Raw genomic sequence first — 24,073 nt, forward strand, 5'->3', positions numbered from 1 at the left:
AACCTGCCTGGCACCTTCAGATAGCCGTTTCAAGCCGGTTAAGGCCCGCTTCGGTTTCCTTTCTGCACCGCACGTCGTCCCAACCGTGCTCCTGCGCCATCAAGGCCACCACACGTGGTAGCGCGAGTTTCGCCGCAGCGTTATCAACGAGCGCGAGCGGTATCCGGCGTGTCACGAAGTCGGATGCGGACTCGGCGAACTCGAACCGAGCAGAATACACGGCTTCGGCCTCGATGTAAGGATGGTTGGGGTGCAAACGGGCATTCAGACCGTCTTTGGCGAGTTCCGCCACCTCCGGCGCGCGGTCACCGTATGACCGGTGGAGGTGGTACGCGACGTCCTCGTCGAGCCCGAACTTCTTGGCCAACGCGGCAGCCCCTTCAGCCACATAGTTCTCTCCGCCGACGAGGCGAAGGTGCTTGGTTTGGCAGGCTCCCGCCGTCTTCAGATGGAACGCCGAAACGGCGCGATCTACCGCTTCCTCGGCCATCTTGCGATACGAGGTCCACTTGCCGCCGGCCATGGTAAGGAGGCCGGAGGGGCTGATCATGATCAGGTGCTCGCGCACCTGCTGCGCCGTATTGGCCGATTTATCGAACTGAACAAGAGGGCGAAGCCCAGACCAGACCGACATCACGTCACTGCGCTTCACCGACAGATCGAAGTACTTGTTGATATGGCGCAGCACGTATTCGATCTCGTCCTCGGTCGGCACGGGGTGCTCGACGATCGGTGATGAATTTTCAGTCGTGCCAATCAGCGCATGTCCCTGCCATGGCAATACGAACAACACGCGTCCGTCTTCCGTTTTGGGGATCAGGAGACCGGTATCGGGCGGAACAAAGCGCTTGGAAAGCACGATGTGGATACCCGACGATGCCTTCAGCACGGGCGGCGAGCCAGCGTCGTCCATGGCCCGGACCTGATCGACGAACGGCCCGGCTGCATTGATGACACCGCTTGCCGTGATGACGAATTCCTCGCCGCTCATCCTGTCTCGGACGCGCGCGCCATAGATCTTTCCCGCCACCTTTTCGAGGGACATCGCTTCGACGCGGGTCGCAACCACGGCGCCGTATTTTTGTGCCGTCATCGCCAGCGTAACGGCCATGCGCGCATCGTTGAACTGCCCGTCGTAATAAACGACCCCGGCCTTCAGCCCTTCGGCTTTCAGCATAGGGAACTTACGCAATGCTTCGTCGCGCCCCACGACATAACTCTTGCCCAGACCCATGTCGCCGGCGAGAAGGTCGTACATCCGCAGACCGGCATAGACATAGGGCACCTCATGCCACTTGTACAGCGGCGTCACCAAAGCGACCGGGTTAGCGAGATGGGGCGCGTTCTGCAGGAAGAGGCCGCGTTCATGCAACGCCTCCTTGACGAGGTGGTACTGCGCGCGGTCGAGCTTCTTTACGGCGGCCTCGAGATAACGCACGCCACCGTGCACGAGCTTCGTGCTGCGGCAGCTCGTTCCCTCTGCGATGTCGTTTCGTTCGATCAGCGCGACGCGTAATCCACGGCTAGCCGCGTCTACTGCGATGCCGCAGCCGGTTGCCCCCGCCCCGATGATCAACAAATCAAAGGGCTTTTGCTGCTTCAGAGATTCCAGAATGGCGTGTCGTTTCATTTTCCCTTGCCGTCTTTTTCCGTTGTATGCGTCCACCCGGTGTTCGTATACAAACATTTTTTTCTTGTACGAACATTAATGGGTCGCCTTTCCCCTGTCAACCGAAAGTGGTATGTTCCAATCTGAATAAGCGGGCATTATTTTCTTGCGATTGCGAATTGATCGCATCAATAGATACCGTGGAAAGCGCGAACGAACGCGCCTTTACCGCGGAGACGAAAGGAGAGGGGAGTGGAAACGCACGCCACGGATGTGGAGCTGAATCCACGCCATCGCCATATTCTCGAACTCGCCCGGCAAAAGGGCTTTCTGTCGACCGACGAGTTGAGCAAGGTGCTGAGCGTCACCGTCCAGACAATCCGGCGCGATATCAATGAATTATGCGAGCGCGGTCTGTTACGGCGCTACCACGGAGGAGCTGGTCTCGAATCGAGTATCGAGAACACCGACTATTCGATGCGCCAGGTCCTGAATCGCGAGGAAAAGGCTGGGATTGCCCGCATGGTCGCCGAAGAAATCCCGGATAACGCCTCGCTATTCATCAACATCGGAACGACGACCGAGGAAGTCGCCAAAGCACTTTACGGACATAAGAAGCTGCGCATCATCACAAACAACCTCAATGTGGCCGGGCTTTTGTGCGAAAACGAAAATTGCGACGTAATCCTCGCTGGCGGCGTCGTACGCGGAGACCGGGGCGTGATCGGTGAATCAACCCTCGAGTTCATTCGGCAGTTCAAGGTCGACTTCGGAATCATCGGTATTTCGGGAATCGACAATGACGGTACATTGCTCGACTTCGATTACCGGGAGGTCCGGGTTGCACAAGCCATCATCGAAAACTCACGCCAGGTTTTTCTCGTTGCAGACCACTCCAAATTCGGGCGCAACCCGATGGTACGGCTGGGTCATATCTCGGAGATCGATGCCTTGTTTACAGATCGCACGCCGCCTCCCGAACTTGTAAACGCTTTGCGCGCCGCGCGGGTAAAAGTCCACTTTCTAGACAAACAAATGGAGGACTGAAAGTGGGTCAAGCGGAGGGGCTTGTCGTATTAGCGACCATGGTTTCCATTGGCCCTCGTTCCGCGCGCGGCCTGGGTCGTGGCGGCACGGGAACCAAAGCAGCCCACGAACTCCGTTTGCCGGACTCGCCCACAGTAGCAAACCACATTAAGCCTTCACTACCCAAGTGGGTGCACAAGTTTGGCAAGTAAGCGTTTTTACAGTGGATTTATTGGGCGAAATGCCTTAAATTCGTACCATGAGAAGAGTCAACACGTAACAGTCCGACGGTCGGCGCGAGACCGTAAACCTGCGCCACCCCTCACCCTTCGGGCTGTTCCGACATCGACCGATACCAATAACCCGTACGCACTGTTTAGGTGAGAGATGAACACTAACACTGTAATCAAATTCAGCGAACCCGAGGACCGGTCGGCAAAGCAGAAGGCTTTCCGCAGGCAATTTGCCGACAATTTCAACGCCGCCCTCGATCGGCGCGGAACCATTCCCTCTGGGTACGGACGCGTGATCGGTGTCGCTGAACTGTTCGGCGTGAGCCAAAACACCGCCGGCAACTGGTTGAAGGGCGAAGGCGTACCGGAACTTGCCCGTTTGCCCGAAATCGCGGACATCCTTGGCACGACCGTCGAGCAATTGGTCGTTGGTGACCGTGACACGGGTACGCAAGCCATCGACGAACGTTACGTGATCGTCGATATGCACGAAGACGACAGCGAGGAAGGGTTTTCCTGGTACACGCTGCCCGAAACGCTGCGTAGTGTCGGGCTGCCCAACGATATCAAGATGCTGCAGATCGGTAACGACGATATGGCTCCATACGTCAATCGCGGCGATATCGTGGTGTACGACCCGCGCGTGAAACGTATTCAGGCCAACGGCGTTTACGTGCTGCAAACCAACGAGCGATTCATCGTTCGCCGCGCTCAACGCGGTCTCAAGCACAACATCCGGCTCATTTGCGACAACCCGCTGTTCGACGACGAGAGTTTCGACGAATCGGAGTTCAGCGAAGACATTCAGGACAAAAGCCGTATCGTTGTGGCCGGCCAAGTCATTGGCCGGGTGTTGGTCGGTAGCTGATCATCTCTCCGACCGGCGTGTGGCGCGCCGGTCGTGCTGTTCCAGTCGCCGTTGCGGGCGGCTTGAGAATAAAGCCGGAGCACCATTCTTCTTGAAAAGAATACTTGGTGCCTCCGGCTTTTTTTCGCCCTCAACCAAGACGGTGGGCCGCATCCGCGACGCGGCTTCTCGGTCCTCCCTGCTTTAGGTTGCATCTTCTCATCCCCCCTCCACACGGTTTCGCGTCGGTAGTGCGATCATGGGGTGGCAACAGTGTTCACCCTTACAAGGCGAAGGGGTTTTCGGTAGCGCTTGTAGCAAGCCATGTATTCATCGGGCGACACATAGCGGGGAGATAAATCCCTCTTGCCGTTGTGCCTTTGGCTCGATAACGGGCTATGCTGAGACTACTACTGTACGCCGCCACAGTACGGCGGCGCCGACAACCATAACAGCAGGGGGCTCACATGAAACTCTCCACCCGGTTAGCCATTCTCATCGCGGCCAGCATGATCGGTCTGCTGCTGATCAGCGGGTTCGCGCTGTACAACGTTCGAGGCAGCATGCTCGCCGAGCGCCATGCGCAACTCGAGAATCTGCTGAAGATGTCGGTGACGCTGATGGACCGGTACCACGCCCTCGAACAGGCCGGCAAACTGACGCGGGAACAAGCGCAGGAACAGGCCGCGCAAGCGCTGATGGGTTTTCGCAACGAGGACATTTACCTTTTCGCGCGCAACGCCGAAAACATGTTCGTGGCCTATCCGCGGGCGGAGTTGTTGAACAAGGTTAACCTTGGCGCCAAGGTCGCGGACGGAAGAAATCTGGTGCAGGTCTATAAAGACGCGCTGGCTGAGCAAGGCGCGCTCGCCTACGTCGAAGTACCGGTCGCCAAACCCGGCGGCAAACCGGACAAGCTATTTCCAAAGTTGAACGGCGTCACCCGTTATGATCCATGGGGATGGACGGTCGGCACAGGCTTCTTCATCGACGACATTGAAGCCGCGTTGCTCGAGTATTCGATGGGGATGTTGCTGGTCGGTGTCTTGATCCTCGCGATAACAGGCGGCTTGGCTGTCGTGTTCGCCCGCCAGATTTATCGCCAGATCGGAGGCGAACCGAGCTACGCGGCGGAGATGACGCGCACCATCGCCTCGGGCGATCTAGGCAAGACGATCGAGAAGGCCCCGGCAGCGAGCATCCTGGGAGAGCTCTGCGACATGCAGGAAAGTCTGCGCAAGATGATCCGCGAGATTCACGACAAAGCCGGCACCATCAAGCACTCCGCGGGAGAGATCAAGAACACCATGCAGGAGATCAGCACCGCTTCAGCACATTCTTCGGAAGCCACATCTTCGACGGCGGCAGCAGTGGAAGAAATGGTCGTCAGCGCGAGCATGATTGCCGATAGCGCCAAGGAAACCGAGAACAATTCGGGGCGGGCGGCCAACCTTGCGAGCGAGGGTGAAGGGCAGGTTTCGGCGGCCGCAACGGAAATCCAACGTGTTGCGGATCAGATCGACGGCGCTTCCAAGCAAATCAGCGATTTGTCCGACCGTACGCGGGAAATCGGCGGTATCGCCAATGTGATCAAGGAAATTGCCGACCAGACCAACTTGCTCGCACTCAATGCCGCTATCGAAGCGGCACGCGCCGGTGAACAAGGCCGAGGCTTCGCCGTGGTCGCCGACGAGGTGCGCAAGCTGGCCGAACGTACGACACGAGCCACGAATGAGATCAACACGACGATCCAAGCGGTACAACTCGATACGAACACCGTCGTAACGAGCATGCAGGCTGTTGGACCGCAGGTGGCGCGTGGCGTATCGATGGCGGAAAGCGCGGCCGTCTCGTTGCGCGAGATCAGCCAGGGGGCAGACGCAACGCTCTCCAAGGTTCGCGATGTGGCGCATGCAACGGCGGAGCAAACCTCGGCGAGCAACAGCATCGCCGCCAACGTCGAGCGCATCGCCAGTATGTTGGAAGAAACCGACAAGTCGGTGCACAGCGCCAGCGACTCCGTGGTCGCCTTGTCCGAGATGGCGAACGAAATCAACGCGGCGGTATCGCGCTTCCGCTTGTAAAGCGAATGAGAAAGCGCGTTGGTGCCGGCGCGCATTGCCTCCGGGCGGCGGGGTACGCTAAGCTCGTGGATTCCACCCCGCCGTACGAGATATCCGGATGCCCCCCCCCCTTTCGAGCGTCCTTGCCGGCGCCCGCGACACTCTGCCGCTCACTGTCGGTACCACGCCCTTCGCCGTCATCTTCGGCACGCTCGCCGTTGCCGCCGGCCTGCCACCGATCGCAGCGGTCGCCATGTCGGTCATCGTTTTCGCGGGTTCGGCGCAATTCATTTCGGTCAACCTGATCGGCGGGGGTGCCGCCTTGCCGGTCATCTGGCTCACGACGTTTGTAATCAACCTGCGCCATGCGCTTTACAGCGCAACGCTGCAACCGGTCGCTCGCGACTGGCCCTTGGCGTGGCGAGCGCTCGCCGCGTTCTGGCTCACTGACGAGTCGTTTGCCGTTGTGGACCGCCGGTTCCGCGCGCACGGCACCGAAGGTGCGCTACCCTACTTCGTCGGCTCCGCCTTGTTCTTCTATCTCAACTGGATAGTTTGGACGGCAATCGGCGCGGTCGTCGGGCACCAGTTCTCGGGCTTGGCCACACTCGGCCTCGATTTCGCCATGATTGCCACGTTCGCCGCGATGGTGGCACCGCAGTTGAAAGCGCTTGCTCCCGTCGCCGTCGCCGCGACAGCGGGAAGCGCGGCCTGGCTCGGACAAGCGCTACCGTACAAGCTCGGATTGATCGGCGCGGCGGCGGTCGGTGTCATAGTCGGCGTAGCGCTAGACAGCCGGCGCCGGCGGACGGATTCGCCTGCCGCCGTTTCGCCGGAGGATCCGCGATGAGCACTACGCTCTGGGCGACGATCCTCGGTATGTTCGTCGCCACCTTCCTGATCCGGGCCAGCTTCCTGGTCTTCGGGCAACGTTTGCGCTTTCCGCCCGCCGTCATCGAGGCGCTGGGCCACGTGCCGGTAGCCGTCCTTTCCGCCATCGTCATCCCGGAAGCAATCGCGCCTGGCGGGCAGCTCAATCTGTCGCTTGCCAACCCGTACCTCGTCGGCACCCTTATCGCTGGGCTGATTGCTTGGAAGACCGGCCGCCTGCTGGTCGCCGTCATCGTGAGCTTTGCCGTTTTCGGTGCCATGCGCTGGCTGTTGTAAAGGATGGCAATCGATGCCGCCAATCTGATGTTCGTTAACGGTCTCTCCGCGCACGCGGTTCGATAGCAAAAGCCCGCCTACCAAAACCGTTACTCATTCCATCTCGTGAGAAAACGCTTCGACTAACATCGAGCTATGGATTCTCAGGAGCCACAACCAAGCGCCTCGCAATCTGCGCGACGACGCTGTCCCAGTCGCCCGGGCTCGGTTGTCGGAAGATTTCCAACGTCGCGTACCACGGCGAATCGGCGCGATCCCGTTGCCAGCGCCATTCGCTATCCGCGCGCAACATGAGCCGGCACGGCTTGCCGAGCGCTCCAGCGAGGTGCGCCACGGAGGTATCGACGCTGATCACGAGGTCCAGGTTGTCGATCAGGGCCGCCGTTTCCGAATAGTCGGAAAGCCCCCCTTCGAAACGCCGGAGTTCCGGAAATGCTTCGAGAGCAACCTCGTCCTTGGTCGGGATATCCTTTTGCAGACTCACCCACTCCACGTTGGCGCCGGCGAGCGGCAACAACACCGCAAGGGGCATATCGCGCGTTGGGTTGATGGCCCCATGTTGCCGCCCGGCCCACGCAAGGCCGACTCTAGGACGAGACTTGGGACCGAGGAGAGCCGCCCAGCGCGCGGCCTTTTCGGCATCCGCCCGCAAGTACGGCTGTGCGGCCGGTAAGGCTTTTAGTCCCAGGGCCAGCGGCAGACTGAGCAACGGGCAATGCACATCGTGCGACGGAATCGGTTCATCGTCGCCAATTACCGCCCACGGCAATCCGCGGCTTTGCATGAGTTCGCGCAACGGCGCCTGCACTCGCAAGATGACGTGGGCCGCTAGCGCGGCCACGGCGGAAGCAAAACGCACAAACTGAAGGGTATCGCCCAGGCCTTGTTCGGCCCAGAGCAGAATCGTTTTTCCGGAAAGAGAGGGTTCCGCAAGCGACCACGGACGGGGCGCGCCCGATTGGTTGGTTTCGCCGAGCCACACGGGGCATTCGCTTGGTCGGGGCGCGTCCTTCAGGTAACGGGTCTGCCATCGCCATTCGAGGTAAGGCCATCCGTCGGAGTTGCCTTCCAGCAGCAGGCTATGTCCGATCTCCATGTGCGCCTCGGCCAAATCGGGAACCAGCGCCAGAGCCTCCCGATACGCCGCCCTGGCTCGCTCGACTTGCCCGCGTTTCTGCAGGACGTTGCCGAGGTTGTGCCAGGCCTCGGCGCATTTCGGGTCCCCGGTAATGGCGTTTTCGTAGGCGCTCAGCGCTTCGCCATGACGGCCGAGCGCCAGTAGGGCTGTGCCGAGATTATTGAGAACATCGGCACGGCGGGGTTCGTTCCGCAGAACGGCTTCATAGTCAGCGATTGCCTCCGCTGGACGATCAGCCAAGCGAAACAGTTCGGCACGCCGCAAGCGGGCGTCCGAAACGCTTGGTTCGGCATCAATTCGCCGGTCGAAATCGGCGAAGGCTTCATCCAGTAGTTGGTGCCGCATCAGGGCGATCTCTGGGGCCGGAGACGCAAGGCGCAGGAACTTGTCGTAAAACTCCAGCGCCTCTTCGTAACGACCCAGCTTGCCAAGGACCATGGCGCGGTCCACGTAGCACGGCACAAAGAGCGGATCGATCGATAGCGCCGCGTCGAGGCACTCAAGCGCGTCTTCCCACCGCTCTGCCAAGCGGAACTCGGTCGCGCGCAGCATGCTGGCCAGTATCTCGGGGAGGTACGCCTGCACGTCCGGTGAGAGCCCGTCTTCTTTCACAGCAAACACCTTTATCGCCTTCAGGGTAACCCGCTGCTCAGGGTTGAAATCGGTCACGCCCCTTGTGCTGCCTGAGTTCCCGGACATTACACGCCGTTACAGAAGACCAACCGGCGTTACTTAATGGCCAAAAAGCCGCTACAGACCCGTAGTGGCAACTTTGTTACTCTTTGTTTCGTCTAGTGAGAATGGTTTTCATTAGATGAAATGTTCAGCTCATTTTTGAAAGGAAGCATCATGGAAGTCAACAGCACGTTCTTCTTCGAGCATGCAGCAGAAATCCGTTTGGCCATCACACTGCTCGGCATTGTGGTCGGCGCCGGCCTCATCGCCCTCGGCAACTTCGCATTTGACGCCTGGAAACGTTTCTCCAGCGCCGATGGCAAACCTGGTATCACTTCGGCTCGCCCGAGTGCAGTTGGTGCCCGCTAATCTCGCCTTGTCATGACGAGCTAACCTCTGACCGGAAAAACCAACGGTCGCCACCTGGCGACACTATACGCAAACCTCTTTCGAGGCACGCATTCCGGTCGGATTTCACCATGCCGCATCGCCGGCTTCAACAGACTACTCCCCTCTCACCATTCATCGGCCTTTGCCGTTCTCCGCATTAGGAGCTTCAGGCTCGGCTCGTATTGACGCAATACCCCCGCTTTGACCGACGGACCCCGCGGCGCCGGATGCTGTCTTAGAATGACCATCCTTCAAGTCGTCGACGTCCGCCATGACCACGAGAAAGCAATGGAGCCTCGGTGCCAAGCTGGCCTTGCTCGGCGCCCCCTTCCTCCTGCTCGTCCTCCTTTCCACTGCCGCCGCGCTATGGGTGTCCTGGCAACTGGATGGCGGTGCTGCGGCGGTCAACGAAGCCGGGCGCATGCGCATGCAGGCCTATCGAATGTCGCTCTCGGTCGGCTTGGGACGATTCGCCCAACTTCCCGATCAAGTCGCTGAATTCGAGCTCAGCCTCGCTACGTTGCGCAAAGGCGATCCCGAGCGCCCATTGTTCGTCCCTCCGGAAGCCGGCGTCCGCGAGCGCTTGGAAACCGTTGGCCGTGCCTGGACCGCGTACCGGGCACGCTGGCTCACTGAGCGGCCGACGGACGCGGCGGCCTTGCCGGCCGAAACCGCTCAGTTCGTCACTCACATCGACGCGTTCGTCGCCGGCATCGAGGCGCACATGGCACGCTGGACCGCCTGGCTCTACCTCCTGCAACTCTCGGTGCTCGGGCTGGCGATCTTCGTGGTGGCGATCCTCGTCTATGCCGGATACGTCTTCGTCCTCGAGCCCGTGACCCAGCTTCGGCAAGCGGTTGAGAGAATCCAACAGGGCGATTTCGACGCGCGCGTGGACCATGCGAGCAGCGACGAATTCGGTACGCTCGCGCGCGGCTTCAACGGCATGGCGGAACACCTCCAGCACATGTACCGGCATCTCGAACACAAGGTCGCCGAAAAAACGAGCGAGCTCGAGGAAAAGAAAGAACGGCTTGAAGGCCTGTACGAAGTCACTGCGCTGGTTGCCGAGGCGACCTCGCTCGACGAACTGGCCCAGCGTTTCGCGCGCAACGTGATGCGCATCGCTCGCGCCGACGGCATCACCGTCCGCTGGTCGGATCAGGAAAATCAGCGCTACCTGATGCTCGCCGCGCAAGGCATGCCCCAATCGCTCGTCGACAAAGAGCGCTGCATCGAGAAGGGCGATTGTTTGTGCGGTACGTCCAATGCCAGCGAGATCGACGCCTCGCTACGTGTGATTCCCATCGTCGCGAGAGATGCCAACGAGCCGGCGCCCCTGCCGTGCTCGACGGCCGGTTTCCGCACCGTCGTCAATGTTCCGGTTCGCCTGCACGACCGCCTGATGGGCGAGGTGGATCTCTTCTTCAACGCGAAGATCACCCCAACCCCTGCCTCGCGCTCGTTGCTCGAAGCCCTCGCCAGTCACTTGGCGGGCGCCATGGAAAATTTGCGTCTCAACGCCCTCGAAAAGGAAGCCGCGGTGGCTCAGGAACGCGTTTACCTGGCGCGCGAACTGCATGACTCGATCGCCCAATCCCTGGCCTTCATCAAGATTCAGGTCCAACTGATGCGCGATGCGCTGCAATCCGGCAATCCAGAAGAAATGCGCCAAATCGTCGACGAGATCGACACCGGGGTGCGCGAAAGCTACGGTGACGTGCGCGAGTTACTGCTGCATTTCCGCACGCGCACCAACGAGGAGGACGTGGCCCCCGCGCTGGCCACGACGCTGCGCAAGTTCGAGCTGCAGAGCGGAATCAAGGCGGAACTGGCGATGGAGGGCCATGGGCTTCCGCTGGCTCCGGACCAGCAGATTCAGGTTCTGCATATCGTGCAGGAGGCGCTTTCCAACGTACGCAAGCATGCGCACGCGTCGCGCGTCGCGGTCAGGGTGCAACAGCAGCCGGCGTGGCGTTTCGAGGTACGCGACGATGGCATCGGTTTCAGCGCAGCCGACGGTTCTGCCGACGAAACGCACGTGGGCCTGCGCATCATGAAAGAACGCGCGCAGCGCCTCGGCGCCGAGGTGACCGTGGTGTCGATTCCCGGACAAGGAACCGTCGTCACCCTGACCCTGCCGCCCCCCGCCAATCCGCTTGCGCAAGCCACGGGAACCTATGGAGGAAGTGCCGCATGAACGCCACCCCATCGGCGAACGCGACCTCGATCCGCGTGCTCGTCGTCGACGACCATACGCTGTTCCGGCGCGGGCTGATCGCGCTGCTCGCCCGCGACCCGATGGTGACCATCGTCGGCGACGCCGGAGATGCCGGCGAAGCAACGCGCAAAGCCGCCGATCTTCTACCCGATGTCATTCTCCTCGACAACCACCTGCCCGGCGTCAAAGGTGTCGATGCACTGCCAGGATTGCGCGAGGCGGCGCCGAGCGCCCGCATTTTGATGCTCACCGTGAGCGAGGATGAGAGCGATCTTGCCGCCGCGTTGCGCGGAGGCGCCGCCGGCTATCTTCTGAAAACCGCGGAAGGTGAAGCGCTGACCGCGGCAATCCAGCGTGCGATGGATGGCGAAAGCATCGTCGCACCGGAAATGATGAGCAAATTGGTCGCCGCCTACCGCGGAGCGGCATCCGCCGGCCCGGTTTCCGGTACGGCACCCACCGAGACATCGATCTCGCCGACCCAGCCCGGCATCCGCAGCCTTTCCCCTCGGGAATTGGAAATCCTCCGCAGCATCGTTCGTGGTGCGAGCAACAAGGAGATCGCACGCGCGCATGGCATTGCGGAAACGACAGTAAAGATCCATGTGCAGCACATCCTGCGCAAACTCGACGTCAGTTCGCGCGTACATGCTGCCGTCATTGGCTCGGAAAACGGAATCACCTGATCGACAGCCGTAGCCACGGCGAGGCTTATCCGTTCGGCATTTATATTGCGGATCGATTGCGGCATGGACGCCGCGTAACAACTCGCTTCGCAGAATGACAAGCAGGAGAACGCCCCCTGGCCTTTTTTGCGATTCATGTATAATCCAAACTGTTTTAGGTTCCTCGCTTCGCGACCGCGGAGCAGGTGAAACGGGAAGCCGGTGACTCGCCACAGCGAGAAATCCGGCGCAGCCCCCCGCTGCTGTAGGCCTGACAACTTCGGCAACACGTCACTGTGCAATAGATCGCACGGGAAGGCGCCGAAGAAGGATGAAGGCGAGCCAGAAGACCGACCTGAAACGAGTGCGGTACCAATCCTCGGGGTGAGGGGAAAGGTTCTGTGGGCTTCGCCGTCCGGTTTTCGTCGCATCCATGCACGACTCTCCCCACGGCCATCCTTCCGAGCTGATTCCCTTGCGCGACCGGTTTTTGCAACGTTTCGCGAAACGGATGAATCATGCACATCATGGAGGGCTTCCTGCCCATAGAGCACGCCGTCGGCTGGACGGTGGCCGCGGCGCCTTTCGTCGCTTACGGCACATGGTCGATCAAGAAAAGGGTCGCGACGCATCCTGAACAGCGCATCCTGCTAGGAGTCGCGGCAGCGTTCTCCTTCGTACTCTCGGCGCTGAAGCTTCCCTCGCTCACCGGCAGTTGTTCACACCCCACCGGAACCGGCCTCGGCGGGCTGCTCTTCGGGCCAGCGGCAATGGCCCCGATCGGCGCCGTGGTCCTGCTGTTTCAGGCGCTGCTGCTCGCGCACGGCGGTCTGACGACGCTCGGCGCCAACGTCTTTTCGATGGCCATCGTCGGCCCCATTGTCGCTTACGCTGTCTTTTGCTCTGCGCGCCGTGTGAACGCCGCCATGGCCGTCGCCGTATTCCTCGCCGCCGCGCTCGGCGACCTGGCGACCTACGTGACGACCGCGGCGCAGCTCGCGTGGGCTTTCCCCGATGCGAGCGGTGGTTTTTCCGCCTCGTTCGTGAAATTCTCCGGCGTCTTCGCCCTAACGCAGATCCCGCTTGCGATCAGTGAAGGCCTGCTTACCGTGCTGATCTTCAACGCGCTGACGCGTTTCAATCCGGACGAGCTGCGCGCGTTGCATCCTTCAGACAACGCGAAGGTCCGGCCATGAAACGCATGCAGAACATGCTGCTCGTCGTAGCGGTCATCGTGCTCGGTGTAGCACCGCTCTGGATCGTTGAAGCGCCTTCGGACGAGGCAGGCAATCAATCCGCGATGTTCGGTGGCGCCGACGACAAGGCCCGTAACCTTGTGAGTGAAATCCGCCCGGATTACCAACCGTGGTTTACGCCGCTCGTGGAACCGGCAAGCAGCGAGATCGCGTCGATGCTTTTTGCATTGCAGGCGGCCCTCGGCGCCGGGTTCATCGGCTATTACCTCGGCGCGGCACGTACGCGCGAACGGTTGCGGAACGAACGGAAAACCGCACACGAAAGCGACACAAGTGGGGACTAGAACACCGTGACGATGCTTGTCGACCGCTATGCCTATAGCAATCGCTGGCGCGCCGCATCTCCCGAGGCAAAGGCGACGTTCGCGGCCGGCGGTTTCATCGCCGCCTTTGGGGCTGGACGGCCGTCCGCCGCATTGACGGTGGCCGTGGTCATGGCGCTCGTGACGATCGGAGGTGCCCGCGTTCCGCTGACTGTCTGGTTGCGTGTCGCGGTCGCACCACTTGGCTTCCTGCTGGTTGGAATGTTGTCCTTGGTGTTTTCCGTCGATGCGGTCGGCGACGGCGCTCTTTCGCTGCGTTGGCTGCCCGACGGGTGGGAACCCGTTTTTCGCCTCGGTACGCGGTCGATCGCGGCACTCTCGGCGCTCCTCTTTCTCGCGCTCACGACGCCGCTGCTCGACATCGTGGCGTTACTCCGGCGCTTGCGCGTACCCGCCACGCTGCTCGACCTGATGGTCCTCTGCTACCGGACGCTCTTCGTCCTCACAGACGCGGCTCAGGCCATGCGCACAGCGCAGGCCGCTCGGCTCGGTTACGCTACGGCGCGCGGAACATTCAACTCACTGGGTCTATTGCTCGCCAATCTGACGGTTCAGGTCTGGGAACGCTCCCGAGCCATGCAGCGGGCCGCGCAATCGCGCAACGGTGACGGCGCATGGCGCTTTCTCGAGCACGATGGCGCTATGCCGCACCGCGAGTTGGCGCTTGCTCTCAGCGGGGCCGTCCTGCTGGTCGCTTACGCGTTCGGGAATCCGTGATGCACGCCGCGGCCGCTTTGCTCGAGTTCGCCAACGTCGCCTACCGATATCCGGGTGGCAACAGCGGGCTCGCAGGCTGCTCACTGGCCATCGAGGCCGGGACCCGCAACGCCTTGATTGGTGCCAACGGTGCCGGCAAGACCACCTTGTTTCAACATGCCAACGGACTGCTTCGGCCTAATGCCGGTATCGTGCGATATCGTGGGCAGCTGATCGGCTACGGCCGCGAAGGGCTGCGTCAGTTGCGCAGCGAAGTCGGGCTGCTGTTCCAAAACCCCGATCAGCAGCTGTTTTCCGCCAGCGTACGTGAAGATGTCGCTTTCGGTCCGCTGAATCTCGGCCTCGACGCGGCGACGGTACGGCGCCGCGTGGATGAAGCGTTACACGCCGTCGGCATGGACGACTTCAGCGACCGTCCGGTGCACAGCTTGAGCTTCGGGCAGAAGAAGCGCGTGTGCATCGCGGGCGTATTGGCGATGCAGCCGCGCCTCCTCGTGCTCGACGAACCGATGGCCGGGCTCGACCACGCGATGCGTGGCGATTTGCTGCGCGTGCTCGATGAGCTTCACGCGCGCGGCGTAACGCTGCTCCTGGCCACGCACGACATCGACTTCGCCTACGCGTGGGCGGACCGGATTCATGTGCTCGCCGCCGGCGTTTGCGTCGCGAGTTGTGCGTCAACCGAGCTTCCACGTCACGCCGAACTACTCACCGGCTGCGGGTTGCGCGTTCCGGCGGTGATCCGTCTCTGTGGTGCGCTGGCAAGGAACGGACTCGCATTCGGCAACGGCGCCGAGCCGCGCAGCGTCGATGCGCTCGTCGGCCTCATCGATCAAGAAAAGGAGTCCTGATGCCCGGAAAGGTTTGGTTTGTAGGCGCGGGTCCCGGTGACCCGGACCTGATTACGGTGAAAGGACGCAATGTCCTCGAACGCGCCGGCGCGATCCTCTACGCCGGATCGCTGGTCGACCGGGCGGCGACGCGTTATGCACCGTTCGGCTGCGAGATTCGCGACTCCAAGGAGATGACGCTCGAGGAAATCACCGCCTGGCTGATCGATCGGGCCGAACATCACGCGCACGTCGTCCGCCTGCAGACAGGTGATCCCGGGCTCTACGGGGCGCTGATCGAAATGACGCGGCCATTGACGGCCGCTGGCGTCGCCTGGTCGGTGGTCCCCGGCGTCTCGTCGGCGATGGCGTCGATGGCCGCCGCGGGCGAGACGCTGACGCTGCCGGAAGTCACGCAGACGGTGATCCTCACCCGCGTCGCCGGACGCACGCCAATGCCGCCGGGTGAAGACCTGGAGGCGCTGGCCGCCCACCACTGCACGCTCTGCATCTACCTGTCGATCACGCTCCTGCACGAGGTGCAGCGGGCGTTGCGCGCCGCCGGCTGGCCCGAGGACGCGCCGATGCTCGTCGTGCAGAAAGCGAGCTGGCCGGGGCAGGAAAAGATCGTGCGCGGCACCCTCGCGGACATCAAGCGCAAATGCCAGGAAGAGAAAATCGGCAGCCAGGCGATGATCGTCGCCAGCCCGACGCTGGGTGCCGCCGATTGGCCGTCGCTCGTTCGCTCGAAGCTCTACGACCCAACCTTCACCCACCGTTTCCGCAAAGCGGAGCACAGCGAGGTTACCTATGATTAGCCTGGACAAGACGGCGGTTCTGCTCGCCGGCCACGGCTCGCGCAACCGCGAAGGCAACGACGAGATCGAGAAATTCGCCGAGCGCTACCGGGCGCGCCACCCGGACCTGCGGGTCGAAGTCTGCTTCATCGAACACGCCGACGTGCTCCTCGCCGACGGCCTCGACCACGCAGCCGAGGGCGCCAGCCGTGTCGTGCTGATCCCGTTCATTCTCAACGCCGCAGGACACGTGAAGATGGAACTGCCGGCCGCCCTCGCCGCCGCGCGCGCGCGCCACCCCGACGTCGATTTCGTCGTCACCCGCCACCTCGGCGTGGGGCGAGAGATTTTCGACGTGCTGCAGCGGCAGCTCGACGGGCTGATGAAATCGCTCGACGCACCCGATCCCCAAACGACCGGCGTCATCCTGCTCGGACGCGGCTCCTCCGATGCGGGAGCAAACGGCGAACTGGCGCGCGTCGTGCGTTGGCTTTTCGAGGAGAACGACCACGAACTCGTCGACCTCGCGTTCACCGGCGTCACCTGGCCGCGCCTCGAAACGGTGGTGCAGCGCCAGATCCGGCTCGGCATGACGCAGGTGTGCATCGTCCCGGTTTATCTGTTCACCGGTGTGCTGATCGAACGCATCAAGGCGCAGGTGGAACGGCTCAGACAGCAGTATCCGCAGGTGGCTTTCGCACTCAGCGGGCATTTCGGATTCGAGCCGGAGATCTTCGCGCTCATCGACGAACGCGTGCGCAGCGCGGGTAAGGAAAGCTGCGGATTGCTCGAGTGCGACGGCTGCAAGTACCGCGAAGCGGCCGAGCACGAGCATCTGCACGACCACGCCCACACGGCAACGAAATCAGGGGCAGGAGAACTCGCCGTGGCGATTCATTCTCCGGCATCGGCGCAAACCGTTTGCCACCCGGCCTGAGACCGCAGGCAAGCTAAGCCTATTACCGGAAACGACTTGCGACACCACAGACAGACAGAGGCACAGAGGAATGCGAAGGAAATGTTCAGGAAGGTTTTCTTCGTGTGTGCGAACCCCTGTGTCTCTGTCTCTCTGTGGTGAAGCTCAACCCATAGGACAGTCATGACGCGCAACACCATTACCGAACAGCTTACCGCCGCCGGCCGCGCCATCGAGCACGACTCGTTCGCGATTATCGACGCAGAAGCCGGCGCGCACAACTACACCGATGAACAATGGCCGATCGTGCGACGCATGATCCACGCCAACGCTGACTTCGATTTTAATGGCCTGACCGCCTTTCACGCGGACGCCGTGCGCGCCGGCGTCGCCGCCATGCGGCGTGGCGGCACGCCGATCGTCGCCGACGTCGAGATGATCCGAGTCGGCCTCTCGGTGCCCCGGCTCGCCCATTTCGGCCTGACGACGCACGACTACATCACCGACCCTGACGTGATCGAAGCCGCGCATGACGAAGGCACCACGCGCGCCGTACAGGCGATGCGCAAAGCGCATCGCCTCGGACAACTAGACGGCGCGATCATCGGCATCGGCAACGCGCCGACGGCGCTGCTCGAAGTCGTGCGCCTGATCCGCGAGCGCGGCGTGCGGCCGGCACTCGTCGTCGGTATGCCGGTCGGTTTCGTTTCGGCGGCGGAGTCGAAGGAACTCCTCACCCGTACGCCGCAGGTGCCGTGGATCACAATCACCGGACGCAAGGGCGGGTCGACTCTGGTGGTGGCCGCGATCCACGCGTTGCTCGGTCTCGCGGAAGCGGAACAGAAGAAGGCGGCATGAGCCAAGACCTGGCCGTCGCCGAAGCGCCCGCAAAGGTGCGCAAGAGCGATCCCAAGCGCCGGCGCGGCAACCGCAGCGGATTCACCACGGGTGCCTGCGCCGCAGCGGCGGCCCGCGCGGCGACGATCGGCCTTGTGACCGGCGAAGTGCCGGCCAGCGTCGTCTGCCGCCTGCCGAACGGTCAGGAAGTCGCCTTTGCCGTAACCGAGCCGCGCGTCGACGCCGAAACCGCGCACGCGGTCATCATCAAGGACGCCGGCGACGATCCGGACGCGACCAACGGCGCGCACCTCACGGCCGACGTGCGGTGCTTGCGCGGCCTCACGGGCGAGATCGTCCTCCGGGGCGGCTCGGGGGTCGGCGTCGTGACCCGCGAAGGACTGGGGCTGGAGGTCGGCGGCCCGGCGATCAATCCGGTGCCGTGCCGCAACATCGCCGATAACGTGCGCGCCGTCGCCGGCGCCCTGCTCGACCGCGACGGGCTCGAAGTGACGATCTCGGTGCCCGGTGGCGAAGAGATGGCGAAGAAAACGCTCAACGCCCGGCTCGGCATCCTCGGCGGCATCTCGATTCTCGGCACCACGGGCATCGTGCGTCCGTACTCGACGGCCGCCTTCCGTGCCAGTGTCGTGCAGGCCGTCGACGTCGCCGCAAGCCAGGGCCGGCAGGACATCGTGTTCACCACGGGCGGCCGCAGCGAGAAGTTCGCCATGCGGCAACTGCCGGAACTCGACGAGGTGTGCTTCGTGCAGATGGGCGACTTCGTGAAGGTCGCCTTCCAGACGGCGATCAAGCGCCGACTGGCGCGCATTTATGTGGGCGCCATGGCCGGCAAGTTAACGAAGATGGCGCAGGGACTGGCCGTGACCCACGCCTGGAAGGCCGAGGTCGACCGCGACCTCTTGGCCGACTGCGCGCAGCAGGTCGGTGCGCCGGCAGACTTGGTCGAGGAAATCCGCGCCGCCGAGACCGCCCGGTTCGCGGCCGAACGGCTCGATGCGCTCGGCCTGGCGGTGGACTTTCACCGCGCGCTCGCCCGCCGAGCCATGCGGAGCCTAAAAACTTGTTATCCCGGCCCTTACCGGCTGACCATGCTCGTCTGCGACTTCGAGGGGCAATTCATCGTACGCGTAAACGACGAGGAGGGTTCATGACGACCTGCACCGTGATCGGCATTCTCGACGACGGCTGGGCAGGGCTGTCCGACGCGGCTCGCACAAGACTGCGCGCGGCTGGCATCGTGATCGGCGTCGGCCGGACGCTCGAGCTCGTGCGCCATCACCTCGCGCCAGCGGCGATCGTCAGAGACATGGACGGTGCGCTGCCTCGTGTTCCGGAGTGGACGAAGTCGGCGCTCGCCGATGGGCTGCCGGTCGTCATCCTGGTCACCGGCGATCCATTCTGCCATGGCTTCGGTGCCTGGCTCGACGGCCGGCTCGAAACGCCCCTCGATATTCTCCCCGCGGTTTCCACGCTGCAACTCGCTTGCGCACGCTTGCGCATTGCGTGGCATGACGCCCGGATCGCCTCATGCCACGGCAAGGACGGGGGCGAGTGGACCTCTGGCGCGTCGCCCGAACACCCACTCTACCCCGCCTTGCGCGCCATCGCGCAGCACCCGAAGGTGCTGCTGTTTACGAGCCCCGAAAACGGGCCGGCGCGGCTTGCCCGCGCCCTGCAAACCGCCGGCTACGGCGACGACGAGATCCGGCTTTCGGTGGCATGTAGGCTGCAGATGGCCGACGAGCAACTCTTCCGCGCGCTGCCCCTCTCGGCGGCGACGCAGGGCGATTTCCCGACGCCCAACGTCGTTCTCGTTGAATGGATGAATCGCTCGGCGCAAAGCACACCCGTGTTCGGGCTCAGCGACGACGAGTTCATCCAGCGCGCGCCGGAGAAAGGCCTGATCACCAAACAGGAGGTCCGCGCCCTCTCCCTCGCCAAACTGCGCCTGCGCGAAGACGCCGTCGTCTGGGACATCGGCGCTGGTTCCGGGTCGGTCGGCCTTGAAGCCGCGCGGCTGGCGCCCGCCGGCCACGTGTGGGCGATCGAGAAGAACGCCGAGGATGCCGCCAACGCGCGCGCCAATGCACACCGCATGCAGTCCACCAACTACACGCTCGTCGAGGGCAAAGCACCCCGCCGTCTCGATGCCTGGCCCGACCCCGATGCCGTCTTCATTGGCGGTTCCGGCGGCGAATTGGCCGCGCTGATCGATCTCATCTTCAAACGACTGAAACCCGGTGGTCGCTTGGTGATGAACTTCGTGACGCTGGAAAACCTCGCCACCGCCACGGCGGCGCTCACGGCGGCAGACGCCACATGGGACGTCGTGCAGTTGCAGGCGAGCCGCAGCCAGCCGATCCTCGACATGCATCGGATGGCGGCGCAGAACCCGGTTTGGGTAGTTACGGCTTTACCCCCCCAGCCTCCCTTGTCAAGGGAGGAGGCTCATCGTGGCGACATGCGGGCTCCTTCCGAAGCACGGGCAAGGACGGCAGACGCCTTCGGCGTTTCAATACAGCAGGCAACACCATGACCCGACAAGGTTCCTACGGAAAACTCATCGGCGCTTCGCTCGGCCCGGGTGACCCCGACCTCATAACCCGTCGCGCCTGGGCGGCGTTGCACTCCGGCGCGCGTTGGGTGTATCCGGTTAAACGCGCGGCCGAGGGCTCGTACGCGCTGTCCATCGTTGAACGGGGCGGTCTCGCCGTTCCCAACGACGCCGTCGAGCTCGTCTTCCCGATGACGCGCGACCCCGTGGCGCTCGGCAAGGCGTGGGCGCGCGCCGCCGCGCAAACGGTCGAACTGCTCGCCGGCGACGGCACGGGGCGCGACGTGGTCTTCCTCGTCGAAGGTGACGCGTCGACCTTCTCGACCTTCGGCCACCTTGCCCGCGTCGTGCGCGAAATCGTTCCGAAAGTCGAGGTCGAGACGATCCCCGGCGTCTCCTCGTTCGCCGCCGCGGCCGCGGTCGCCGGCGTACCGCTCGCCGAAGAGGACGAGACGCTCGCCGTCATTCCGGCCGCCTACGGCACAACGGTCATCGACCACCTGCTCGACGAATTCGACACGCTGATCCTGCTCAAGGTGAAACCGCTGCTCGACGAGGTGTTGCAGTTGCTCGAACGCCGCGGTCTGCTCGCGACGAGCTGTTTCATCGAGAAGGTCGGCTCGCCCGACGAGCGCCTCGTGCGCGACCTTGCCGCGTTGCGCGGCGAAAGCGTCAACTACTTGTCGCTCCTGCTCGTGCAGAACCCCAAGCGTCAACGCGGCGAACTGCGTCGCGGTTGCCGCCGACGGCAGGAAGCCGCGGAGACGACGGATGCCTGAGCGGCGTATTCCCGACGGCCGCATGGCGCCACGGATCAAAGCGGAGGCTCGGCCATGAGCACTGCCGTCCTCGCGATCACCCGTCACGGCGTCGCGCTCGGCGCCCGCGTCGTCGCCGTACTGCCCGACGCACGGTTGATCGTTCCGGAGAAGTTCGGCGCCGACGCCGAACTCGCCGCGCCGGGCCGTACGACAACCTACGCCGGCAAGACGGGGGAACAGGTCGCCGGGCTCTTCGCCGAACACGAGGCGATCGTGGCCATCGTTTCGCTCGGCGCGCTGGTTCGCCTGATCGCGCCGCATCTGCGCTCCAAGGAAACCGACCCGGCGGTCGTCGTGCTCGACGAAAGCGCGCGCTTCGCCATCCCGGTGCTCTCCGGCCACCTCGGCGGCGCCAACGCGCTCGCCGGGCGGCTGGCTAAGACCCTCGACGCAACGGCGGTGCTCACCACGGCGTCGGATGCACGCGAGACGATCGCGGTCGACCTCCTCGGGCGCGAACTGGGCTGGGTTTTCGAGGCGACGCATGCCGAGCTGGTGCACACCAGCGCGGCGATGGTGAACGATGAGCCGGTCGCGCTCGTACAGGAGGCCGGCCGTACGGATTGGTGGACGAACCACGCCAATGGCCGCCACGGGCCGCTGCCTGTCAACGTCACGCGCTTCGAGCGCCTGGAAGACGTCGAGCCGGAACGCTTCGCGGCCGTGCTCTGGATCAGCACTCGAACCATGCCTTCCGCCTACGCCGCTCGCCTCGCCGGTCGCTGCGTCACCTATCGGCCTGGCGCCGAGAAAGCCGGTCCATGAGAATCGCGCTCGGTCTCGGCTGCGACCGCGACACGCCGCTCGCTACGGTACGGGAGGCGATCGATCTCGCGCTGCGTGCCGGCTCCGCGGCGTGGGAAGACATCGCCGCCGTTGCCAGCATCGACCTCAAGGCGGACGAAATCGCGTTCGCACAACTCGCGGCCGAGCGCGGATGGACGCTGCGTTTCTACCCCGCGCACGTGCTCGCCGCTGTCGACGTTCCGCACCCTTCGGAAACCGTACGGCGGCACACCGGCACGCCTTCCGTCGCCGAAGCCGCCGCGCTGCTGGCTGCAGCTTCCGACAAACGCGAGCTCATCGTCGAAAAACTCCGGCATCGCGGCCCCGACGGGCGGCATGCCACCGTTTCCATCGCAAGGATCCCCGAATGAACGCCACCTCCAACGCCCGCCCTCGCGGCAAGATCATGCTCGTCGGCCTCGGGCCGGGGCGCCACGACTACCTCACGGCTCGAGCCCGCGCCGCCATCGCCGAAGCCGACACGGTGATCGGCTACGTCACCTACATCCGCCTCGTCGAGGACCTGCTCGAGGGCAAGGAAGTGGTGAAGAAGGCCATGACCGAGGAGCTCGACCGCGCGATCGAGGCCTACGAACGTGCCAAGGCGGGCAAGAAGGTGGCTCTCATCTCTTCCGGCGACGCCGGCGTCTACGGCATGGCGGGACCGACGTTCGAGGTACTCTTTCAGGCGGGGTGGACGCCGCCTGGCGACGACGGCGAAGGCATCGAAGTGGAGATCGTCCCCGGCGCATCAGCCATCAACACCTGCGCGGCGCTCGTCGGCGCACCGCTGACGCACGACTTCTGCGCCATTTCGCTCTCCGACCTGCTGACGCCCTGGCCAACCATCGCCCGTCGCCTCGATGCCGCCGCCTACGCCGATTTCGTCGTCGCCCTCTACAACCCGAAGAGCGGCCGCCGCACCCGGCAGATCGAGGAAGCGCAGCGTATTTTCCAGCGCCATCGGGCGCCCGAGACGCCGGTCGCCGTCGTCAAGTCGGCGTTCCGTACCAAGCAGCGCATCGAATTCACGACGCTCGACCGGCTGGCCGATGCCGATATCGGCATGCTGACGACCGTGCTGATCGGCAACTCGAACACCTTCGTCAAACACGGCCTGATGATCACGCCCCGCGGCTACGCCAACAAGTACGATGTACAGGCGAACGGCGAGGCGCGCGACGGCGAAAAAGCCGGGCGTTCGCTGTCGTCGGGGCTCGACGGGTGGCTGGCCGAGATTCGTGCAAGCGGCAAGACGGCGGCCGAGCTCGCCGCTCTCCATCGTCTGCCTGAAGATTACCTTGCGGCTGTCCTCGCCGAGCCATTTGAACCCGAAGCGGTCTACAGTAGCGAGGAAAACGCGAGCGCCTGATGGCGTTCGCTCCACCGACGATCGACGCTTTTAGCAATGCACCAGGAGAACATCGTGTCCCAACCCGCCCCCTCGACCATCGGCCGCGTTGCGCTCGTCGGCGCCGGCCCGGGCGACGCCGAACTGATCACGCTCAAAGGCGCCCGCCTGCTGCGCGAGGCCGACGTGGTCATTTACGACAACCTGGTCGGCCAGGGCATTCTCGAACTCGCCGGACCAGATGCGGAACGCATCTATGTGGGCAAGAAGTCGGGCGAGCACACGCTGCCGCAGGACGAAATCTGCCAGTTGCTCGTCGACCAGGCGCTTGCCGGCCGGAAGGTCGTGCGCCTCAAGGGAGGCGACCCTTTCGTGTTCGGACGCGGCGGCGAGGAGGTCGATGCCCTGCTGGCGGCCGGCATTCCGGTGGACATCGTGCCGGGCGTTACGGCCGCGCTCGGCGCGGCGGCAAGCTTCGGCTTCCCGCTCACGCATCGCGACCACGCGCAAAGCTGTGTCTTCGTCACCGGTCACCTGAAGAATCACACGGTAGACCTCAACTGGTCGGCGCTGGCGCAGCCGAACCAGACCGTCGTCATCTACATGGGCATCACCGGGCTGGACACGATCTCGGAGCAACTGCAAGCGGCCGGGCTTCCTGGCGAGACGCCGGCGGCACTTGTCTATCGCGCCACCTGGCCCACTCAGCGCATCTACCCCGGCACCCTCGCCACCCTGCCCGATGTCGCCCGCGAACACCATGTCAAACCGCCGGCGCTGATCGTGATCGGCAGCGTGGTGCAGTTGATGCCAGCCGACCGCTGATC

Annotated in this window: 24 protein-coding genes and 1 riboswitch; of the genes, 22 read left to right on the plus strand and 2 right to left on the minus strand. The window is 63.4% G+C overall.

The window, feature by feature from the left end:
* Nucleotides 1-16: 16 nt before the first annotated feature.
* Nucleotides 17-1,630 (minus strand): FAD-dependent oxidoreductase, encoded by a 1,614-nt coding sequence (locus NZ453_RS01615; RefSeq protein ID WP_263768526.1) that lies wholly within the window; start codon nt 1,628-1,630, stop codon nt 17-19.
* Nucleotides 1,631-1,861: 231 nt separating this feature from the next.
* On the opposite strand from NZ453_RS01615, the gene NZ453_RS01620 reads away from it, so the two are divergent.
* From NZ453_RS01620 to NZ453_RS01640, 5 genes are all read left to right on the plus strand, one after another.
* On the plus strand, nt 1,862-2,656 hold the full coding sequence (locus NZ453_RS01620) for a DeoR/GlpR family DNA-binding transcription regulator (protein ID WP_338051133.1): 795 nt from the start codon (nt 1,862-1,864) through the stop codon (nt 2,654-2,656).
* Between the two features lie 366 nt (nt 2,657-3,022).
* Nucleotides 3,023-3,736, plus strand: a complete 714-nt coding sequence (locus NZ453_RS01625) for an XRE family transcriptional regulator (protein WP_263768527.1) — start codon at nt 3,023-3,025, stop codon at nt 3,734-3,736.
* 446 nt (nt 3,737-4,182) lie between these two features.
* Complete coding sequence (locus NZ453_RS01630; protein WP_263768528.1) at nt 4,183-5,799, plus strand: methyl-accepting chemotaxis protein; 1,617 nt, start codon at nt 4,183-4,185, stop codon at nt 5,797-5,799.
* A 97-nt stretch (nt 5,800-5,896) separates the two neighbouring features.
* Nucleotides 5,897-6,628, plus strand: a complete 732-nt coding sequence (locus NZ453_RS01635; RefSeq protein ID WP_263768529.1) for an AzlC family ABC transporter permease — start codon at nt 5,897-5,899, stop codon at nt 6,626-6,628.
* On the plus strand, nt 6,625-6,945 hold the full coding sequence (locus tag NZ453_RS01640; protein ID WP_263768531.1) for an AzlD domain-containing protein: 321 nt from the start codon (nt 6,625-6,627) through the stop codon (nt 6,943-6,945). Before NZ453_RS01635 ends, NZ453_RS01640 begins: the two co-directional genes overlap by 4 nt.
* A gap of 133 nt (nt 6,946-7,078) precedes the next feature.
* Here the strand turns inward: NZ453_RS01640 and NZ453_RS01645 are convergent, their stop codons facing one another.
* On the minus strand, nt 7,079-8,752 hold the full coding sequence (locus tag NZ453_RS01645) for a tetratricopeptide repeat protein (RefSeq protein ID WP_263768532.1): 1,674 nt from the start codon (nt 8,750-8,752) through the stop codon (nt 7,079-7,081).
* 180 nt (nt 8,753-8,932) lie between these two features.
* Here NZ453_RS01645 and NZ453_RS01650 point away from each other — a divergent pair, with 180 nt between their 5' ends.
* The 17 genes from NZ453_RS01650 to cobA all read left to right on the plus strand — a co-directional run bounded on the left by NZ453_RS01650 (nt 8,933) and on the right by cobA (nt 24,071).
* Nucleotides 8,933-9,127: a hypothetical protein gene (locus NZ453_RS01650; RefSeq protein ID WP_263768533.1), complete on the plus strand. Its 195-nt coding sequence runs from the start codon at nt 8,933-8,935 to the stop codon at nt 9,125-9,127.
* Between the two features lie 292 nt (nt 9,128-9,419).
* The gene (locus NZ453_RS01655) at nt 9,420-11,348 is read left to right on the plus strand and encodes a type IV pili methyl-accepting chemotaxis transducer N-terminal domain-containing protein (RefSeq protein ID WP_263768535.1); all 1,929 of its coding nucleotides are present in this window, start codon (nt 9,420-9,422) and stop codon (nt 11,346-11,348) included.
* The gene (locus tag NZ453_RS01660; protein ID WP_263768536.1) at nt 11,345-12,055 is read left to right on the plus strand and encodes a response regulator; all 711 of its coding nucleotides are present in this window, start codon (nt 11,345-11,347) and stop codon (nt 12,053-12,055) included. Before NZ453_RS01655 ends, NZ453_RS01660 begins: the two co-directional genes overlap by 4 nt.
* A 139-nt stretch (nt 12,056-12,194) precedes the next feature.
* A riboswitch (cobalamin riboswitch) is annotated at nt 12,195-12,407 on the plus strand.
* 145 nt (nt 12,408-12,552) lie between these two features.
* Complete coding sequence (locus NZ453_RS01665; protein WP_263768537.1) at nt 12,553-13,230, plus strand: energy-coupling factor ABC transporter permease; 678 nt, start codon at nt 12,553-12,555, stop codon at nt 13,228-13,230.
* The gene (locus tag NZ453_RS01670; RefSeq protein WP_263768538.1) at nt 13,227-13,574 is read left to right on the plus strand and encodes an energy-coupling factor ABC transporter substrate-binding protein; all 348 of its coding nucleotides are present in this window, start codon (nt 13,227-13,229) and stop codon (nt 13,572-13,574) included. The genes NZ453_RS01665 and NZ453_RS01670 overlap by 4 nt, the downstream gene beginning before the upstream one ends.
* A 12-nt stretch (nt 13,575-13,586) precedes the next feature.
* Nucleotides 13,587-14,330 carry a cobalt ECF transporter T component CbiQ gene (gene cbiQ, locus NZ453_RS01675; RefSeq protein ID WP_263768638.1) on the plus strand — a complete coding sequence of 248 codons (744 nt, stop codon included), beginning with the start codon at nt 13,587-13,589 and terminating at the stop codon, nt 14,328-14,330.
* The gene (locus NZ453_RS01680; RefSeq protein ID WP_263768539.1) at nt 14,330-15,181 is read left to right on the plus strand and encodes an energy-coupling factor ABC transporter ATP-binding protein; all 852 of its coding nucleotides are present in this window, start codon (nt 14,330-14,332) and stop codon (nt 15,179-15,181) included. Before cbiQ ends, NZ453_RS01680 begins: the two co-directional genes overlap by 1 nt.
* Complete coding sequence (gene cobM, locus NZ453_RS01685; RefSeq protein ID WP_263768540.1) at nt 15,181-15,978, plus strand: precorrin-4 C(11)-methyltransferase; 798 nt, start codon at nt 15,181-15,183, stop codon at nt 15,976-15,978. The genes NZ453_RS01680 and cobM overlap by 1 nt, the downstream gene beginning before the upstream one ends.
* Nucleotides 15,971-16,894 (plus strand): sirohydrochlorin chelatase, encoded by a 924-nt coding sequence (locus NZ453_RS01690; protein WP_420851579.1) that lies wholly within the window; start codon nt 15,971-15,973, stop codon nt 16,892-16,894. Before cobM ends, NZ453_RS01690 begins: the two co-directional genes overlap by 8 nt.
* 162 nt (nt 16,895-17,056) lie before the next feature.
* Nucleotides 17,057-17,731 (plus strand): precorrin-8X methylmutase, encoded by a 675-nt coding sequence (locus NZ453_RS01695; RefSeq protein WP_263768541.1) that lies wholly within the window; start codon nt 17,057-17,059, stop codon nt 17,729-17,731.
* Nucleotides 17,728-18,885 (plus strand): cobalt-precorrin-5B (C(1))-methyltransferase, encoded by a 1,158-nt coding sequence (locus tag NZ453_RS01700; protein WP_263768542.1) that lies wholly within the window; start codon nt 17,728-17,730, stop codon nt 18,883-18,885. Before NZ453_RS01695 ends, NZ453_RS01700 begins: the two co-directional genes overlap by 4 nt.
* Nucleotides 18,882-20,270 (plus strand): precorrin-6y C5,15-methyltransferase (decarboxylating) subunit CbiE, encoded by a 1,389-nt coding sequence (gene cbiE, locus NZ453_RS01705; RefSeq protein ID WP_263768544.1) that lies wholly within the window; start codon nt 18,882-18,884, stop codon nt 20,268-20,270. Before NZ453_RS01700 ends, cbiE begins: the two co-directional genes overlap by 4 nt.
* On the plus strand, nt 20,267-21,067 hold the full coding sequence (cobI, locus tag NZ453_RS01710; protein WP_263768545.1) for a precorrin-2 C(20)-methyltransferase: 801 nt from the start codon (nt 20,267-20,269) through the stop codon (nt 21,065-21,067). Before cbiE ends, cobI begins: the two co-directional genes overlap by 4 nt.
* Nucleotides 21,068-21,121: 54 nt before the next feature.
* Nucleotides 21,122-21,874, plus strand: coding sequence for a cobalamin biosynthesis central domain-containing protein (locus tag NZ453_RS01715; protein ID WP_263768546.1), 753 nt, complete (start codon nt 21,122-21,124; stop codon nt 21,872-21,874).
* Nucleotides 21,871-22,266, plus strand: coding sequence for a cobalamin biosynthesis protein (locus NZ453_RS01720; RefSeq protein ID WP_263768548.1), 396 nt, complete (start codon nt 21,871-21,873; stop codon nt 22,264-22,266). Before NZ453_RS01715 ends, NZ453_RS01720 begins: the two co-directional genes overlap by 4 nt.
* Nucleotides 22,263-23,267, plus strand: a complete 1,005-nt coding sequence (gene cobJ / locus NZ453_RS01725; protein ID WP_263768549.1) for a precorrin-3B C(17)-methyltransferase — start codon at nt 22,263-22,265, stop codon at nt 23,265-23,267. The genes NZ453_RS01720 and cobJ overlap by 4 nt, the downstream gene beginning before the upstream one ends.
* A 54-nt stretch (nt 23,268-23,321) precedes the next feature.
* Nucleotides 23,322-24,071: a uroporphyrinogen-III C-methyltransferase gene (gene cobA, locus NZ453_RS01730; protein WP_263768550.1), complete on the plus strand. Its 750-nt coding sequence runs from the start codon at nt 23,322-23,324 to the stop codon at nt 24,069-24,071.
* Nucleotides 24,072-24,073 lie beyond the last annotated feature (2 nt).

The sequence above is a fragment of the Propionivibrio soli genome, from assembly GCF_025770765.1.
Classification (GTDB): Bacteria; Pseudomonadota; Gammaproteobacteria; order Burkholderiales; family Rhodocyclaceae; genus Propionivibrio; species Propionivibrio soli.